The organism is Campylobacter concisus (genome assembly GCF_902460675.1).
Classification (GTDB): Bacteria; Campylobacterota; Campylobacteria; order Campylobacterales; family Campylobacteraceae; genus Campylobacter_A; species Campylobacter_A concisus_AJ.
Genome location: NZ_CABPUQ010000001.1, coordinates 1,615,055 through 1,630,002 on the forward strand (window position 1 = coordinate 1,615,055; position 14,948 = coordinate 1,630,002).

The following is a 14,948-nucleotide window of genomic DNA, read 5'->3' on the forward strand; positions in this document are numbered from 1 at the left end:
AGTTGCCATCTTTTATCTCATTTACAAAGGTGTTGGCTTTTTGGATGAAGGTGTTCTCTTTTTCTTTAGATGCTTGGATCTTTTGGATGTTTTCATTTATGAGAGAAGACATAACGCCAAATTCATCTTTTGAAACGATATTTGACTTAACTGGCTCTTTGATCTCGTAGTTTAGGAATTTAAAGAACGAAATAAGCGAATCAGATATCTTTGAGAGTGGCTTAAGTGATCTACTAACTACGAATAAAAGAAGTGCAACAATGACTACGATAAATACTATTGATGATATGATTTGTGAAATAAATGTCTTATTTAAGCTCTCGTCATAGTCTGTCCATGAGTTTGCAGAACAAACAAGCCAGTTTGCTTGATCATAAAGCTCGCAAGCAAGAAGTCTCTCTGCGCCTCTAAGATTATAAGTAAATGTTTTATCGCCATTTTTCTTATACTCATTTGAGTAGTCATCAATGATCTTCATAGCTTCGCTAGCATCAGATAAAATAAGATCCTTATGAACGAAATGAATTATTTTTTTATGCTCTAGATCCAATAAAGCTATCGCGCTACTTGGAGTTGGTTTTATCTTATTAAGCCCATTATCAAGCTTATCTATACCCATATCCACGCCAAAGACACCAACAACCTTACCACCAACGACTATCTTTTTAGCAATAGTTAAATTTAAGCCACCAGCTGAGCTTGTGTATGGAGCTGAAAAGATGATGCCCTCTTTTGCAATAGCGTCCTTGTACCAGCCTTTAACCCTCGCATCATAGTTTTTTCTCTGATCAAAAACCATAAATTTACGCTCTTTGCCATCAAGCACAGCGTTATAAACAGCACCATCAGCTGCATAGCCAAAGTAAAACTCAGAAAAATCAGTAACCTGCGCTGCGTTCATCAGCACTTTTTCTAAAGCCTCTTTGTCATCCAAAATTTGCGGATGCGCCTCGATGTAACTAGCAAAATTTTGAACGGCTGCAAGCTTGTCTTCAAAAAATGCATTCATATAAAACTGCAAAACTTTTGAAGATGAAGTCTTAGACTCCTTTGCTAGATCATAAATCCTCTCCTTGGTATTTGTGTAATTCACCGTTGAAAACACGCCAAGCGAGACAACTAAAAGCACCACGATAATGAGTGCTATCTTGTTTGCTGCTTTTTTCATAAACAAAATCCCTTTGTGTAAATTTTATGTTTATATCGGCAAAAATTTTTTATGGTTAATAGCTATTTACAATTATTGAGGTATGAAATTTCAAGCTAAATTTCATATAAACTTAGTTTCTAGCATCTGCTAAAACAAGTGCAAAAAGCACATCAACGCCTGCTTTTTGAAGTGTATCTCTAGCTTCTAGTATCGTTGTGCCAGTGGTTACGATGTCATCGACTAAGATAACTGGCACCGTGATCTTTTTTAAAATTTTAAAATTTCTTGGATTGTTTTGTCTAAATTTAAGATCCTTGCCACTGTAGCTGACACTGCTTGTCGCATGCAAAGCGTGAAAGATGGGTTTAAGGTTTTTAGCACGAAGTTCATTTGCCAAAATAGCCGTGTGCGAGTAGCCATGATGCACTCTATCATCTATCGGCAAGGCGTAAATTTGCTCTGGGAAGCTAAAACTTTTAGCAAATTTCTTAAATGCAAATTTGGCTAAATTTTTATAGATAAAAAGTCCGTGCATTTGGTGCTTTGAGTAGATGAGCTCTTTGATCTCAGAGTAGCCGTAGAAGCTATAAATTTTAAAGCCCTCTAGCTCTCTTACCAAAGGGCTTGGCTCGCTTAAAATTTGCGAGCAGGTTTTACAAAATGTCTTTAGCGTAAAGCTCTTGCAAAACGCACAAAACATTAGCTATTTAAGATAGCGATCGCAGAGCGCTTAACGGCGTCGTTGATGATGTCTGTTAAGAATGGCTTAAATGCTCCGCCAGTGCGAACTAGCTCAAATTTGGTTTGATTGTTTGAGATATTTTTGATGATGCTTTGATCGCCTTTTTGGATTTTAAGAGTGATCTTTATCTTGCCCCTTGTGTTGTCGCTGCCATATCCGCTCATATTTGCTTCAAATTCGTTTATGAAAACTTCAACAACGACACCACCCATGCCATTTACATTTGCGCCACGTGCTGCAAGCTCTCTTTTAAGGGAGTCGCTAAAGTAAGTCGCAAGATCGTTTTGAAGCACGACATACTCTTTTACAGTGCCTCTACCATCGGTTATAGTTGCAATAGTGCTTTTGTTTTTGCGACTATCATGCACCGCGCTTATATAGACTTCAAGGCCGTTAGCTTGCTGGCTTGCAGCAGTTTTGTAAGGATCAAAGGCAACTACTGTCTGAGTAGGCGCACAACCGCTCAAAAATAGGACAAAAAGTCCAAAGATAGCTAGAAATTTAAATTTACTCATATTTTTCCTTTCAAAGTTTAGTGATCTCATCAGCCACTTTTATGGCAGCTTGCTTGACTAAAAGCGCGATAAAGAAGTCAAACTGACCGCTTTTTGACGCCTCAAGCTCCTCCACGTGGTGTCTAGTCGAGATAGGAATTCGTTTTTTGAAATTTATATCTGAAAGCACAAGCTCGCCGTATAGATGTCCGTTTAAAATTTCTGAGCTTCTTGAGTAAGTGCCTCTAAGCTCGTCAAATCTAAAATCAAGCCTATATGTATAAGGCGATGTTTGCGTATCCACGACCACGATGCCACGCGAATTTAGCTCACGTTTTAAAAACATATAAAAGAGCACTTCAAGACGTGGATTTGAGTTAAAGACTACGCCGCTGCCATCTTCTCTTGTGTAATAAATCGACCTTGCGCTGCTTCTAGCATCCACGATCCTATGAAAATATACTTTTTTTAGCCCAACATTTATGTCGATCATATTTTTTTCTAAGCAGCAATTTATCGCCACGTCACTTCTATACTTGACGCCATTTATAAAGACGCCATCGCCCCTGCCCTTGCAAGCGCTGCAGTCAGCTGGGATCCTCATAACCTCTTCAAAATAGGTATTATCTTGGCTGCTTATGCTCGCACTTTGCACGCCGTCTATGCCCTCGCACGATAGACAAAGGCTAGCTTTTGCCACGCAGCCAGTTAGAAAGATGGCTGCAAAAACTGCTAATAATGTCGCTCTTAGCATTTCACTTCCTTTTGCTCTTTTTGTTTTTTGCGGAGATTTTTCACGCTCTCTCCTGCTATGCCGTAGTTGTTCGTGTCGATCTCGTCGATGATAACGACCGTGTTTTTAGCGCTTCTACCTAAAATTTCGCTTATTAGCTTTGTAACTCCGCTTATCATCTTCTCTTTTTGCTCCACACTTGGGCTATCATTCTCTTTTGTCACACAAATTTTCACAAATGGCATAGTGCTTCCTTTTTTGTAAATTTAGCATTTAAATTTTAATCAAATTTTATCAACCAAAACAATCCGCAGGCAGATCTACCGCCAGATTTATATAAGGCGAAATATTTTGTGATGATTTTGAAAGCTGTGACGTGAAATTTTGGCGCAAATAGAACAGATAGTTCATTAAGCCAAAATTTTACTAACTCTTTCAAAAGGGCACAAAAGATAAGCCGTCAGTCTATTTTTAAAACGCTTAAAAAGGCTTCCTGCGGCAAATTTACCTTACCTATCGCCTTCATCCGCTTCTTACCCTCTTTTTGCTTTTCAAGCAACTTTCTCTTACGAGTGATGTCGCCACCATAGCACTTGGCTGTGACGTTTTTACCCATTGATTTTACGGTTTCGCGAGCGATGATCTTGTTGCCGATGCTAGCTTGTATCGCCACCTCAAAGAGCTGACGTGGCACGATCTCTTTCATCGCCTTTACAAAGTCCCTGCCCTTTGTCTGAGCCTTGCTCTCAGGCACGATGATAGAGAGCGCATCGACCGTCTCGCCGGCCACTTTTACATCAAGCTTTACTAGATCGCCCACGCGGTAATCGCTTGGTTCATAATCAAAGCTCGCATAGCCTTTGGTGCTTGATTTTAGCTTGTCATAAAAGTCCATCACGATCTCATTCATCGGTATATCATACTCGAGTAAAACGCGGTCAGTAGTGATGTAGTCCATCTTTGTTTGTATGCCACGGCGGTTGTTTAAAAGCGTGATTATGTTGCCTAAAAACTCGCTTGGCGTGATGATAGTGGCCTTCACGTATGGCTCAAGGATTGAGTCTATTTTATTGACTGGTGGTAGCTGGCTTGGGTTTTGGATTTTTAAATTTAGCCCATCAGTTTGGATGACTTCATAAGTCACAGTGGGCGCTGTGGCGATGAGATCAAGATCAAACTCACGCTCCAGCCTCTCTTTGACGACCTCCATATGAAGAAGACCCAAAAAACCAACCCTAAAGCCAAATCCAAGTGCGACCGAGGTCTCTGGCTCATAACTAATGGAGCTGTCATTTAGCTTTAACTTATCCAGCGCGTCACGCAGATCTTCAAATTTATCAGTTTCAATAGGATAAAGTCCCGCAAAAACAAATGGCTTAGCCCTCTCAAAGCCGCCAACTGGCTCTTTTAGGGGATTTCTTGACTGCGTTATCGTATCTCCAACTTGCACATCGCTAACGTTTTTAAGCCCCAGCACGACTATGCCGACCTCGCCAGCGCTAAGCGTTTTAGTCTTGATCGGAGCTATAGGATTTGGATACATGAGGTCAAGCACGATATGTTTTTTGCCTGTGCCCATGACCAAAATTTCGTCATTTTTTGAAATTTCACCATCATAAACGCGCACAAGAGCAAGCGCGCCAAGGTAGTTGTCAAACCAACTATCATAAATCAGCGCCTTTGTAGGCTTGTTTGTGTCGCCATTTGGCGCAGGGATCCTCGTGATGATCGCTTCAAGCAGCTCTTTTATGCCAACGCCTGTTTTTGCGCTCACTTCGATCGCTCCTGAGCAGTCAAGGCCGATGATGTGCTCGATCTCGTCTTTTACCCTAGCAGGGTCAGCCGCTGGCAGGTCGATCTTGTTGATGACTGGGATGATCTCTAGGTTATTTTCAAGTGCGATATAGACGTTTGCGATGGTTTGCGCCTCCACGCCCTGAGAAGCATCCACGACAAGTAGTGCGCCCTCGCAACTAGCCAAAGAGCGGCTCACCTCGTAGCTAAAATCAACGTGTCCTGGGGTGTCTATCAAATTTAGAACAAAATTTTGCCCATTTAGTGCGTAGTTTAGGCGGACAGATTGGGCTTTGATCGTAATGCCACGCTCTTTTTCTATATCCATCGTATCCATGATCTGCGAGCTCATCTCACGGTCGCTAACAGCGCCACACTCCTGAATGAGACGGTCAGCAAGCGTGCTTTTGCCGTGGTCGATATGAGCGATGATGCTAAAATTTCTAATGTTTTTCATGAAATCCCTAGTTAAATTTTAGGCGATTTTATAAAAAAAATCGTTAAAGTTGAGTAAAAATGAGTTTGCTAGGCTAGCAAGGCTTAAATTTAAAGCTCAAATTTAGCTCTTAAACTTTTACACAAAGCGCAGAGCACAACGCAAAGTGAATATAAAAAAATAGGCACAAGCCACAAGTGGCAAAAAGCCTAAAAATGCCGAGGCATAAACTAAAACTCTAAGCCCATAAGTCGCATTTGCAAGCGCTGGCACGTGATAAGTCCAAAGCTCTGGTTGTTCAAAAGGGGTGTCTATGACATTAAAATATAGAGCAAAATTTAGCACCACCAACAAAATAAATATATAATCCTTTTTCATGCAAAATAGAGCACAGATCAAGGCTACTGCAAATTTAATACAACAAAACTGCTACCAATAAAAGCACAAATTGACGACTATTAGACAATTATTTTATACGCAACATTAAATTTAACTCTTTTACGTCAAATTTCACTCAAATTTTAGTGATGATGCCCAAAGTGCTCGTCTTTATGCTCGCTTTTTAGCTCGCAGATGAGATCGTCTTTGTGCCCAAGGCTCTCGCTCTCAAACTGAAGCGTGACGTGGCCGATGCCAACGTGAGAAAGCTCGTGCTCGATGCGCTTTATCATCTTTGAAATTTCAGCTACGCTTAGCGCGTCATCCACCACCACGTGGGCTATGAGCGCATTTGTACCGGCATTTATCGCCCAGATATGCAGGTCATGCACGATTTTAACGCCATCTACGCCCTTTATAACGCCTAAAATTTCATCAGTATCAAGCTTAAGCGGCACAGCTTCGATTAGGATATTAAAGCTATCTTTTAGCAAGCTAGCACCGCTTTTTATGATGAGTAGCGATACAAAGATACTTGCGATGCTATCGGCCTGCGTGAAGTCAAATTTCATCACAAGAAGCGCTGCAACGATCGCTCCAACCGAGCCAAGCGTGTCGCCAAGCACGTGCAGATAAGCCCCTTTCATATTTAAATTTTCTTTTGTGTCAGCACTTTTGTGCATGTAAATAGCCACGACTAAATTTATCACAAGCCCCAAAATACTAACAAAAAGCATCGTCTCAGCTTTGATCTCTGGCTCGTTAAAAAGCCTAATGATCGCTTCAACTATAACAAAGATAGCTAGTGCGATAAGAGCGATAGCGTTTATGAAAGCAGCGATGATCTCGACCCTTTTGTAGCCAAAGGTCTTTTGTAAATTTGCCCTTTTTTCTGCGATTTTAAAAGCAACCAGCGACAAAAAGAGAGCCGCGGCGTCTGAGAGCATGTGAAATGCGTCGCTAATAAGCGCAAGCGAGTTTGAAACGAAGCCAAAAACGGCCTCAACTATCATAAACGTGAAAATTAGAAAAAACGAATTTCTAAGAACGCTCTTGTTGTGCATCATTGTCCTTCTTTTGGGGTATGGCCTCTTTTTATTATCATAAATTTTTCATAAATTTTAGCCTAAATATACAAATTTTGATAAATTTTTGTTGTAACTCTTGACATTACAACAAAAAATCACTATACTTCGCTCATCGGTTGTAAATAAAAAGATTACAACACAAAAAACAAGGAGAACAAAATGAAAAATTATCAGGTTGCAAAGATCACAAACGAGCCAAGAGTCGAGCTAAAAGAGGCTTTAAATTTAACTGGCTGTGAGGTATCTTTAAACGAACTTCCAGCAAACGTGAGCGTGCCATTTGTCCATGCGCATAAGCAAAACGAGGAGCTTTACATCATCACTGAGGGCAATGGCGAGCTTTTCATCGACGGCGAAGTGATAAAAGTAGGCAAAGGTGACGCGGTGCGCATAGATCCTGAGGGCAAGAGGTGCTTTAGGGCTGGCAAAAACGGCATCAAAATGATCTGCATCCAAACAAAACGCGGTAGCCTAGAGCAATACACAATGAGCGACGGCGTGATAGTTGATGACGTAAAGCCAAGCTGGCTGTAAATTTAAAGAGAAAATTTAAAGGAAAAAAATGAAAATAGCAATCATCGGTGCAAACGGCAAAAGCGGCGCAAATTTAGTAAATGAGGCGATAAAACAAGGACATGACGTCACAGCGATCGTTAGAAACAAAGAGTATAAAAACGAAAGCGTAAAGGTCGTTTATAAAGATATTTTCGAGCTTACAAAGGCCGATCTAGCAGGCTTTGACGCGGTTATCAGCGCATTTGCTGCATGGAGTGAAGAGACTTTTCCGCTTCACAAAAAAGTGGCCGCTCACCTTTTAAATTTACTAGAAGGCACTGATACAAGACTCATCGTAGTTGGCGGCGCTGGCACGTTATTTGTTGATGGCAAGGGCACTATGCTCATGGACACCCCAGGCTTCCCAGCAGCATATATGGGCGTGGCAAAGGCTACGGCAGAGTCATATTTTGAGCTAAAAGGTAGCACAAATGTGCTTTGGACATATGTAAGCCCAGCAGGGGATTACGACGCAAATGGCGCTCGCACTGGCAAATATGTTCTTGGCGGGGACGATCTCATACTAAACTCAAAAAATGAGAGCTACATAAGCTACGCAGACCTTGCGCTTGCGATCATAGACGAGCTAAAAAATAAGAAATTTATCCAAAAGCGCTTCACTGCAGTTGGCGAGAGAGCGTGAGTTTATAAATTTGACAGCTAGCAAAGGCTCGTAAGTCAAATTTAGCTGGCTGTCTTTGGCAGAAAATTTAAGTATAATCACGAAAAATTTAAGGACGATCATGCAAGTTGGCATTAAATTTTCAACCGCAATACACGCGCTTTTGTGTGCTAAATTTTTTGAAAATGAGAAGGTTACAAGCGAATTTATAGCTAGCAGCATAAGTACAAACCCAGTTATCGTTAGAAAGTTACTTGGCGTCTTAAAGGCTGCAGGGCTCGTAAATGTCGCAGCTGGAGTTGGTGGAGTAAGCCTTGCAAAAGAGCCAAAAGATATAAATTTACTTGAAATTTTTAACGCAGTAAATGATAAAGAAAAACTTTTTAAAATTCACTCTGATTCACCAAAGGCCTGCCCGCTTGGTGGCAGGATAGAGGAGCTTTTAGGCGGACACTTTTTAAGGGCACAAACTGCGCTAGAAAACGAGCTAAAAAACGTTACTTTGCAAGATTTATTAGACGAGCTTGCGAGATAAATTTAGGCTAGGAATTTGACATTTCTAACCTAAAAATAAATTTAAAACTACTCCTGCATTGCTATCCATTTTTGTGCGATCCTGACGGCATTTGTCGCAGCTCCCACGCGGATCTGGTCGGCACTGCACCTTTTGTTAAATTTAAATTTTAGTGGCTAGCATGTAGAAATTTAGTGGTGAGGTTTTATTGCGATTTGTATTTATTTGGCTTCATAGTTAGGCTCGTCGCAAGCAGATATTTCAGTCTTTTTGGCTAGAAATTTAACCCAAAAGATAAATATCAATGAGCAAAAACAGATAAATTTAGCAGGCCAGAGATCTAGCCTGCAAGGGTTATTAAAACAAGCTATTTACGCTTTCGTTGTGATAAACACGGCGTATCACTTCGCCAAATAGTGAAGCTGTGCTTAGCACTTTTATACAAGGGAGTTCTTCTTTTAACGGGATCGTGTCAGTCACCACTAGCTCGTCTAAAAAGCCAAGCTTTAGCCTATCATAGGCTGGTCCGCTAAGCACTGGGTGCGTGCAAAACGCCATTACACTAGTTGCGCCGCGCTCTTTGAAAATTTCAGCTGCTTTTACGATGGTGCCAGCAGTGTCGATCATATCATCGACCAAGATCACATCTTTGCCTTTCACATCGCCGATCACGTTCATCACTTCGCTCTCGTTTGCTTTCTCGCGGCGTTTATCAACAATGACCATATCTAGCAAATTTAGATTTTTCGCCAAGGCTCTAGCGCGAGCTACGCCGCCTACATCTGGGCTTGCGACGACTGGATTTGGTAAATTTTTAGCTTTTACGTAATCGTTAAAGACAATGCTACCATAAAGGTTATCTACTGGGATGTCGAAAAATCCTTGAATTTGTCCTGCGTGAAGGTCCATCGTAACGACTCTGTCGATGCCTGCTGTTTGCATCATATTTGCCACAAGTTTTGCAGTGATAGGCACTCTAGGAGCTGCTTTTCTGTCTTGTCTAGCGTAGCCAAAGTATGGCACGATCGCTGTTATAGAGCTTGCGCTACTGCGTTTTAAAGCATCAGTTAAGATAAGAAGCTCCATTAAATTTATATTTGCTGGGGCGCATGTTGGCTGGATGACAAAGACATCTTTTCCACGCACGCTTTCGCCGATTTGCACGCTGATCTCACCATCGCTAAATCTTTTTATGCTAGCTTCACTGAGTGGAAGCGACAAATATTGCGAAATTTTCTTCGAAAGCTCGATGTTTGCGGTGCCTGAGAAAATTTTATAGCCTCTCATAATAGTAACCTTTTTTAGTAATATTTATATTGCGATTTTATCGAAATGAGCTTTAAATTTAAATTTATTTACCAACTAATTTTAGCCAAATTTTATACTCCAAAAGGCAAAATTTACACCAAATTTTTAAACCATTTTACATTTGTAAATTTATGAGGACTAAGATAACAAACATGTTTAAGATATATAGAATTTACGACTTTATTAAAAGTGATGACGAGAGTTTTAAAGGTGTCTTTATCGATAGACTTTACCCTAGGGGCGTGAAAAAAGAGATCTTTTCTAGCTTCATCTGGCTAAAATCAGTCACTCCATCGAACGAGCTAAGGTCATGGTTTCATGAAGACAAAGAGGCTAGGTTTGATGAGTTTTGCAAAAAATTTAGGCAAGAGCTAAATGGCAAAGAGGGGCAAGAGGGGCTAAAAGAGCTAAAAGAGCTAGAAAAAGAGTATAAAAACGTGGCGCTTCTAACTGCCGTAAAAGAGCCAGAATTTAGCCACATTAAGGTGATAAAAGAGGCGCTTAGTTCTTTATAAAGCCACTTGCGATGACGCGATCACCCTCATACATAACGCAAAGCTGACCTTGCGCCACGCCAAGTGCGTTTTGATTTAGCGTTAGCTTTGCGGTTTTGCTAGCTTTATCAACCTCTACAAAAGCCTCAAGTTTAGGGCTTCTATATCTTATCTTGGTTTCGCACTCAAATTTATCTTCATCTATAAATAAATTTACGTTTTCAAGCTCGACCACCTTTTGAGCAAGGTCATCCTTCGTGCCAACAACGATCTCGTTTTTATCAGCGTTTATCTTGATGACAAAGTGTGGCTCATGAGCGCCAAAAACCTCAAAACCACGGCGTTTGCCGATAGTGTAGTGCATGTAGCCTTGATGGCGGCCGATGATATTGCCATCTTTATCGACCACGTTGCCTGGTAAATTTGTGTTGTAGTGCTTGTTTAAAACCTCGATGTAGGTATTTTCCACAAAGCAAATTTCACTGCTTTCAGCCTGAGTAGCGAACTCTTCAAGCACTTTTACGCCCCTTGCTAGCTCTTTGATATCTTTTTTAAATTTATCCCCAAGCGGGAAAATGACATCTTTTAGTACCTCTTTTGGCACCTGAGCTAAAAAGTAGCTCTGATCCTTGCTAGGGTCTTTTGCGCAGGTTATAAAACCATCAACCACCTGCACGTAATGCCCAGTAGCAAGCTTCTCGCAGCCATTTGCCTTTGCAAAGTCAAGTAGAGCACCAAGCTTTATAAATTTATTACACAAGGCGCAAGGATTGGGCGTTTTGCCCTCTTTGTATAGCCTGACAAATGGATCATAGACATATTCGTTAAATTTATCCTGCAGATCGAGTATATGCACCTTGATGCCAAGATATTCGCCCACTTTTTTGACTTTTCTGATGTTTTCTTCGTGGTATCCTGGCTTTTGATGAAGCATCATGTAGCAGCCTTGCACCTCATGTCCAGCCTCTTGCAGAAATTTAGCCGTCATCGTGCTATCTACGCCGCCGCTCATTGCAACCATTATTTTCATATTTTTACCTTTTTTAAATTTAAAGGCGATATTTTATATCTTATTTTTAAATAGCCAAAATTTCGTTTGCGATAAGCTCTACATTATCAGTGATTTTATATAAATTTAAATCTTCTTCGTTTATCGTTTTTTGAGGGATCAGCGTCTTTCGTATAAACTCATCAAGACCCTGCCAAAACTCGCATCCATAAAGAAAAATTTTCACTTTTTTGCTGCCAACGTGAGCTAGGACTAAAATTTCAAATAGCTCATCAAGCGTGCCAAATCCACCAGGAAAGACGACAAATGCGATAGAGCTATCAGTTAGGGCAAATTTTCTTGGACTTAAATTTGAAAAGAGATATTTTGCAGTGACGTATGGATTTGTATTTTGCTCAAACGGCAGCCTCACGTTTAGTGCGACGCTAGGGGATTTTGCGCTATCAAACGCACCCTTGTTTGCCGCTCTCATTATGCCGTCCCCACCGCCAGTTAAGATGGCAAAACCTAGCTCATTTAGCTTATAAGCTAGCTCGTATGCCTTTTTACAGTAGAAATTTTCTTCATCAAACCTAGCCGAACCAAAGAAGGTTACATTTTTATTTTTATACTTTAAAACGCTTGGAAATTTTAAGAGATCATTTACTAATTCATTCATTATTTTAACTGCTGAAGCCTCTCGCGTTTTGAGCCTATCTGAGTGATCTGTATGCCAAAGTTGCCGTCTATTATGACCACTTCGCCAAGGGCTATCACCTTATCTCCTATCAAAATTTCAAGCGGGTCGTTTGCTAGCTGATTTAGCTCGATGACTGAGCCTATATCCATAGTGAGCACATCTTTTAAGAGCATCCTTTTTGAACCGATACGAACGCGCATTGGTAGCCTTACGTCCATGATAAGGCCGATATTTCTCATCTCTTCTGCGCTAAATTCGCCCTTTAGTGCATGAGGAGCAGCTTGAGCCTTTGCACCATCTGCTGGCTCGCTTTTAGCAGGCTCAAAAAATCTCATAAGCGTGTGATCGCAGACAAAAGCCATGTGCTCATTTAGATCCTCGATCTTTATATTAAACAAAAAAAGCTTTTCAAAAACGCTAAAATCAAGCGATGAGTTTTCATCTAAGAAATTTACATTTATCACCTCAAAGCTGATCTTTGGCATGCCCTTTTGTGCTCCAAGAGAGGTGCTAAAGGCGCTAAAGAGGTTTGAAAATATCTCTTTAGCGGCGTCAAGCTCGTCGCTACCGAGGTTTTCATTGCGTGAGATTTCCTCCTCGCCCATCATCCACTCGCTAACCGCACTTATAAGCACTGGCGTGCAGGCGATCTCTGCTTTTGCATTGATGTCACCACTTAATGTCACACTAGCCATGACAACTGGCGGTTTTATGCCATTTTGCGCTGGCGCATCAAATTCATTTCTCTCGCCGATCTCTGGCGCTCTGCCCGTCAGCCCTTCGATGGTCGCTTTTAGTTCATTTGAAAAGATGTTAAAAAATTCATTCGTCATTATCTTCGCTCTCTTCTTCGTTGTTGTGTTCGTTGGCCTCGTCGTATGCCATTAGTTTTGCTTTTCGCTCTTCTTCATATTTTTCTAGGATGTGTTTGATCTCGTCTTTATCAGAGCGGATTAGCTGCTCGATCTTGATAGACTTTCTAAATCTATGAAGTCCAACTTCAGCTAAAAATACCTCTTTTTTATCGATGCAAACGATCGCCTTATCATCAGCGCCTCTATCAAGCCTTAAGATATCGCCCTCTTTTAAATTTAAAAACTCATTTACGCTAACGATTGATTTACCTAGTATCGCCTCATAAAGCACCTCGGCACGGCCTATTAGCGTTTTTAGCTCTTTGTTTCTACTCTTTTTAGCGCTAGTTTCGCCAAGCATGATGTCCCTGTTTGCAAGGCGCGATAGGATCGGCTCTAGGTAGATGACTGGATAGCATAAATTTATCATGCCGCTTGAGCCGCCAACGATGATCTCCATGACGACCATGATGACGATCTCGTTTTGAGATACGATCTGCACGACGTTTGGACTGCTCTCTTTGGCCTCGACGTTTGGATACATATCAGTTATCATCGACCAGCTCTCTTTTAGACGCTGCATGATCATCCTAAGCACCGCATCAAGTAAATTTACCTCGATGTCAGTTAGCTCTCTGTTTGCCTCGAAATTTTCACCAGTTCCGCCAAGCAAGCGGTCTATCATAGGAAATGCTATGCTTGGATTTATCTCTAAGATGCAGTTTCCATCAAGTGGCTTTATCGAAAAGACATTAAAGCTAGTTGGACTTGGCAAGCTCATCAAAAACTCGCCATATGTCATCTGATCGACGCTGTGAAGCCTAAGTTCGACGATACTTCTCATGACACTTGAAATTTGACTAGCTAAATTTCTAGCAAGCTTGTCGTGGATGCCTTTTATCGCACGAAGCTGCTCTTTACTGACACGGTTTGGGCGCTTGAAGTCATAGATAATGATCTGCTTTTGCTCGCCTTGTGGGCTCTCTTCTATCTCGATATTGCTCGTATCGCCGTCTTCATCAACGACTTCAAGTAGTGCATCTATCTCTTCTTGACTTAAAATATCAGCCATTAAACCCCCAAGCTGCGTCTGATGCGATCAAGCAAACGTTTATGAATTTGTGAAATTCTACTCTCGCTGATGTTCATTATCTCGCTGATCTCTTTTAAATTTAGCTCTTCGTAGTAGTAAAGCTGAACGATCATCTGATCACGCTCATCAAAGTCTTTTAGTGCACTTTCGATCTTTAAGATAAGATCCTCTTTTTCTACGCTTTTTTCAACATCGCTTTGACCGATTAGCTCCATTTGCTCGTCTATTGGCAAAATGGTGATGATGCCACTAACGCCCCTTGCCTCTCTTATCTTTTCGATATCTTCATTTAGCTTTTCAGCCAGATACTCGTCGCTTGGCTCTTCTTCGTGTGTGTTAAAGTAGCTATCTATCTCGGTATTTATGCTCTTTACTAGCTTTCTGTCGCTTCTACTAACAACATCAAGCGCTCTAAGGTAGTCAAGCATCGAGCCATAAATTCTCTTTTTGCCATATCCCCAAAATGAGTCGTTTTGCTCTTTGTCATACTTCCTGCTAAGCTTTATCATCTCCTCAACGCCAACGCTTATAAGGTCATTTACGTCGATACTTGAAGGCAAGCGCTCCTTTAGTCTAAAGGCCATTGCACGCAGAGCTGGCATGTATTTTAAGACGATCTCGTCTTGCTCTTTTTTAATGGTGCTTTTATAAGCGTTAAGCTGCTTTTGCTTTAGTTCGTACATTTTGCTTACCAGAGTCTAAATTTTCGGTGGTTACTTTTAGCATGATATTTTCCATCCGTTTTTCCCTAACGTTTAGCTCAGAGATGAGATAGTCTGCGATCTCCTCATGTCTTTGCTTGTCAAAAAATTTCTTCAAAGTCCTTTTTACATCGACGTAGTTCATTATCACGATGTGAATTATAAGGTAAAAAAATAAAGTAATAACTAGCGTATAAACGAGCATTTCGATAGGCTCGCTCACCTTTAGCAAGGTAAAAACTATGCCTATGAAAAATCCACAAACCGTAAAAAATGCTATAAAATTTTCTGCACGCAAAGCTCA

19 protein-coding genes and 1 pseudogene are annotated in these 14,948 nt (G+C 40.9%); 4 read left to right on the forward strand and 16 right to left on the reverse strand.

All coding sequences use genetic code 11. The annotated features are described in order from the left end of the window. The 8 genes from F3G88_RS07900 to F3G88_RS07935 all read right to left on the reverse strand — a co-directional run. Nucleotides 1-1,168, reverse strand: a 1,168-nt coding sequence (locus F3G88_RS07900) for a cache domain-containing protein (RefSeq protein WP_188117468.1), incomplete at its 3' end; no start/stop codon positions are given. Nucleotides 1,169-1,280: 112 nt separating this feature from the next. After that, the gene (locus tag F3G88_RS07905; RefSeq protein ID WP_149715826.1) at nt 1,281-1,850 is read right to left on the reverse strand and encodes a ComF family protein; all 570 of its coding nucleotides are present in this window, start codon (nt 1,848-1,850) and stop codon (nt 1,281-1,283) included. Further along, nucleotides 1,850-2,407: a YajG family lipoprotein gene (locus F3G88_RS07910; RefSeq protein ID WP_103580763.1), complete on the reverse strand. Its 558-nt coding sequence runs from the start codon at nt 2,405-2,407 to the stop codon at nt 1,850-1,852. The genes F3G88_RS07905 and F3G88_RS07910 overlap by 1 nt, the downstream gene beginning before the upstream one ends. A 10-nt stretch (nt 2,408-2,417) precedes the next feature. Then, nucleotides 2,418-3,140: a hypothetical protein gene (locus tag F3G88_RS07915; protein WP_103620162.1), complete on the reverse strand. Its 723-nt coding sequence runs from the start codon at nt 3,138-3,140 to the stop codon at nt 2,418-2,420. Further along, nucleotides 3,134-3,364, reverse strand: coding sequence for a 2-hydroxymuconate tautomerase family protein (locus F3G88_RS07920; RefSeq protein ID WP_149715827.1), 231 nt, complete (start codon nt 3,362-3,364; stop codon nt 3,134-3,136). Before F3G88_RS07920 ends, F3G88_RS07915 begins: the two co-directional genes overlap by 7 nt. Nucleotides 3,365-3,579: 215 nt before the next feature. Next, nucleotides 3,580-5,370, reverse strand: a complete 1,791-nt coding sequence (gene lepA, locus F3G88_RS07925) for a translation elongation factor 4 (RefSeq protein ID WP_149715828.1) — start codon at nt 5,368-5,370, stop codon at nt 3,580-3,582. 117 nt (nt 5,371-5,487) lie between these two features. Further along, the gene (locus F3G88_RS07930) at nt 5,488-5,727 is read right to left on the reverse strand and encodes a transporter (protein ID WP_223228749.1); all 240 of its coding nucleotides are present in this window, start codon (nt 5,725-5,727) and stop codon (nt 5,488-5,490) included. Nucleotides 5,728-5,870: 143 nt separating this feature from the next. Further along, complete coding sequence (locus F3G88_RS07935; RefSeq protein WP_149715829.1) at nt 5,871-6,791, reverse strand: cation diffusion facilitator family transporter; 921 nt, start codon at nt 6,789-6,791, stop codon at nt 5,871-5,873. Between the two features lie 183 nt (nt 6,792-6,974). Between F3G88_RS07935 and F3G88_RS07940 the strand changes: the two genes are divergently transcribed. The 3 genes from F3G88_RS07940 to F3G88_RS07950 all read left to right on the forward strand — a co-directional run bounded on the left by F3G88_RS07940 (nt 6,975) and on the right by F3G88_RS07950 (nt 8,527). Beyond that, nucleotides 6,975-7,349 (forward strand): cupin domain-containing protein, encoded by a 375-nt coding sequence (locus F3G88_RS07940; protein WP_149715830.1) that lies wholly within the window; start codon nt 6,975-6,977, stop codon nt 7,347-7,349. A gap of 28 nt (nt 7,350-7,377) precedes the next feature. Continuing rightward, a complete protein-coding gene (locus tag F3G88_RS07945) occupies nt 7,378-8,013 on the forward strand; it encodes an NAD(P)-dependent oxidoreductase (protein ID WP_149715831.1) in 636 nt (211 codons plus the stop codon). A gap of 100 nt (nt 8,014-8,113) precedes the next feature. Next, a complete protein-coding gene (locus F3G88_RS07950; RefSeq protein ID WP_149715832.1) occupies nt 8,114-8,527 on the forward strand; it encodes an Rrf2 family transcriptional regulator in 414 nt (137 codons plus the stop codon). 47 nt (nt 8,528-8,574) lie between these two features. Here the strand turns inward: F3G88_RS07950 and F3G88_RS10805 are convergent. Both F3G88_RS10805 and F3G88_RS07955 read right to left on the reverse strand, forming a co-directional pair. Beyond that, nucleotides 8,575-8,655, reverse strand: a pseudogene (locus tag F3G88_RS10805) (hypothetical protein); the annotation flags it as partial. 208 nt (nt 8,656-8,863) lie between these two features. Beyond that, nucleotides 8,864-9,793 (reverse strand): ribose-phosphate pyrophosphokinase, encoded by a 930-nt coding sequence (locus F3G88_RS07955; RefSeq protein ID WP_021084389.1) that lies wholly within the window; start codon nt 9,791-9,793, stop codon nt 8,864-8,866. 173 nt (nt 9,794-9,966) lie between these two features. Between F3G88_RS07955 and F3G88_RS07960 the strand changes: the two genes are divergently transcribed. Next, complete coding sequence (locus tag F3G88_RS07960) at nt 9,967-10,329, forward strand: DUF488 domain-containing protein (RefSeq protein WP_103573679.1); 363 nt, start codon at nt 9,967-9,969, stop codon at nt 10,327-10,329. Here the strand turns inward: F3G88_RS07960 and mnmA are convergent. The 6 genes from mnmA to F3G88_RS07990 are packed head-to-tail and all read right to left on the reverse strand — an operon-like array spanning nt 10,316 to nt 14,942. Further along, complete coding sequence (mnmA, locus tag F3G88_RS07965; RefSeq protein WP_256372123.1) at nt 10,316-11,368, reverse strand: tRNA 2-thiouridine(34) synthase MnmA; 1,053 nt, start codon at nt 11,366-11,368, stop codon at nt 10,316-10,318. The two genes, F3G88_RS07960 and mnmA, sit on opposite strands and share 14 nt — an antisense overlap. Nucleotides 11,369-11,384: 16 nt before the next feature. Beyond that, a complete protein-coding gene (locus F3G88_RS07970) occupies nt 11,385-11,975 on the reverse strand; it encodes an LOG family protein (RefSeq protein ID WP_103573678.1) in 591 nt (196 codons plus the stop codon). Beyond that, entirely contained in the window at nt 11,975-12,829 is an 855-nt protein-coding gene (fliY, locus tag F3G88_RS07975) for a flagellar motor switch protein FliY (protein ID WP_103573677.1), read from the reverse strand. Before fliY ends, F3G88_RS07970 begins: the two co-directional genes overlap by 1 nt. Further along, complete coding sequence (fliM, locus tag F3G88_RS07980) at nt 12,819-13,922, reverse strand: flagellar motor switch protein FliM (RefSeq protein WP_012140115.1); 1,104 nt, start codon at nt 13,920-13,922, stop codon at nt 12,819-12,821. The genes fliY and fliM overlap by 11 nt, the downstream gene beginning before the upstream one ends. Next, a complete protein-coding gene (locus F3G88_RS07985; protein ID WP_107856772.1) occupies nt 13,922-14,626 on the reverse strand; it encodes an RNA polymerase sigma factor FliA in 705 nt (234 codons plus the stop codon). Before F3G88_RS07985 ends, fliM begins: the two co-directional genes overlap by 1 nt. Beyond that, complete coding sequence (locus tag F3G88_RS07990; RefSeq protein WP_012140116.1) at nt 14,598-14,942, reverse strand: hypothetical protein; 345 nt, start codon at nt 14,940-14,942, stop codon at nt 14,598-14,600. Before F3G88_RS07990 ends, F3G88_RS07985 begins: the two co-directional genes overlap by 29 nt. Nucleotides 14,943-14,948: the final 6 nt, after the last annotated feature.

Coding starts and splice junctions, on each gene's coding strand:
- F3G88_RS07905 (WP_149715826.1), bottom strand. CDS start 1,850: ATGTTTTGTGCGTTTTGCAAGAGCTTTACGCTAAAGACATTTTGTAAA.
- F3G88_RS07910 (WP_103580763.1), bottom strand. CDS start 2,407: ATGAGTAAATTTAAATTTCTAGCTATCTTTGGACTTTTTGTCCTATTT.
- F3G88_RS07915 (WP_103620162.1), bottom strand. CDS start 3,140: ATGCTAAGAGCGACATTATTAGCAGTTTTTGCAGCCATCTTTCTAACT.
- F3G88_RS07920 (WP_149715827.1), bottom strand. CDS start 3,364: ATGCCATTTGTGAAAATTTGTGTGACAAAAGAGAATGATAGCCCAAGT.
- lepA (WP_149715828.1), bottom strand. CDS start 5,370: ATGAAAAACATTAGAAATTTTAGCATCATCGCTCATATCGACCACGGC.
- F3G88_RS07930 (WP_223228749.1), bottom strand. CDS start 5,727: ATGAAAAAGGATTATATATTTATTTTGTTGGTGGTGCTAAATTTTGCT.
- F3G88_RS07935 (WP_149715829.1), bottom strand. CDS start 6,791: ATGCACAACAAGAGCGTTCTTAGAAATTCGTTTTTTCTAATTTTCACG.
- F3G88_RS07940 (WP_149715830.1), top strand. CDS start 6,975: ATGAAAAATTATCAGGTTGCAAAGATCACAAACGAGCCAAGAGTCGAG.
- F3G88_RS07945 (WP_149715831.1), top strand. CDS start 7,378: ATGAAAATAGCAATCATCGGTGCAAACGGCAAAAGCGGCGCAAATTTA.
- F3G88_RS07950 (WP_149715832.1), top strand. CDS start 8,114: ATGCAAGTTGGCATTAAATTTTCAACCGCAATACACGCGCTTTTGTGT.
- F3G88_RS07955 (WP_021084389.1), bottom strand. CDS start 9,793: ATGAGAGGCTATAAAATTTTCTCAGGCACCGCAAACATCGAGCTTTCG.
- F3G88_RS07960 (WP_103573679.1), top strand. CDS start 9,967: ATGTTTAAGATATATAGAATTTACGACTTTATTAAAAGTGATGACGAG.
- F3G88_RS07970 (WP_103573678.1), bottom strand. CDS start 11,975: ATGAATGAATTAGTAAATGATCTCTTAAAATTTCCAAGCGTTTTAAAG.
- fliY (WP_103573677.1), bottom strand. CDS start 12,829: ATGACGAATGAATTTTTTAACATCTTTTCAAATGAACTAAAAGCGACC.
- fliM (WP_012140115.1), bottom strand. CDS start 13,922: ATGGCTGATATTTTAAGTCAAGAAGAGATAGATGCACTACTTGAAGTC.
- F3G88_RS07985 (WP_107856772.1), bottom strand. CDS start 14,626: ATGTACGAACTAAAGCAAAAGCAGCTTAACGCTTATAAAAGCACCATT.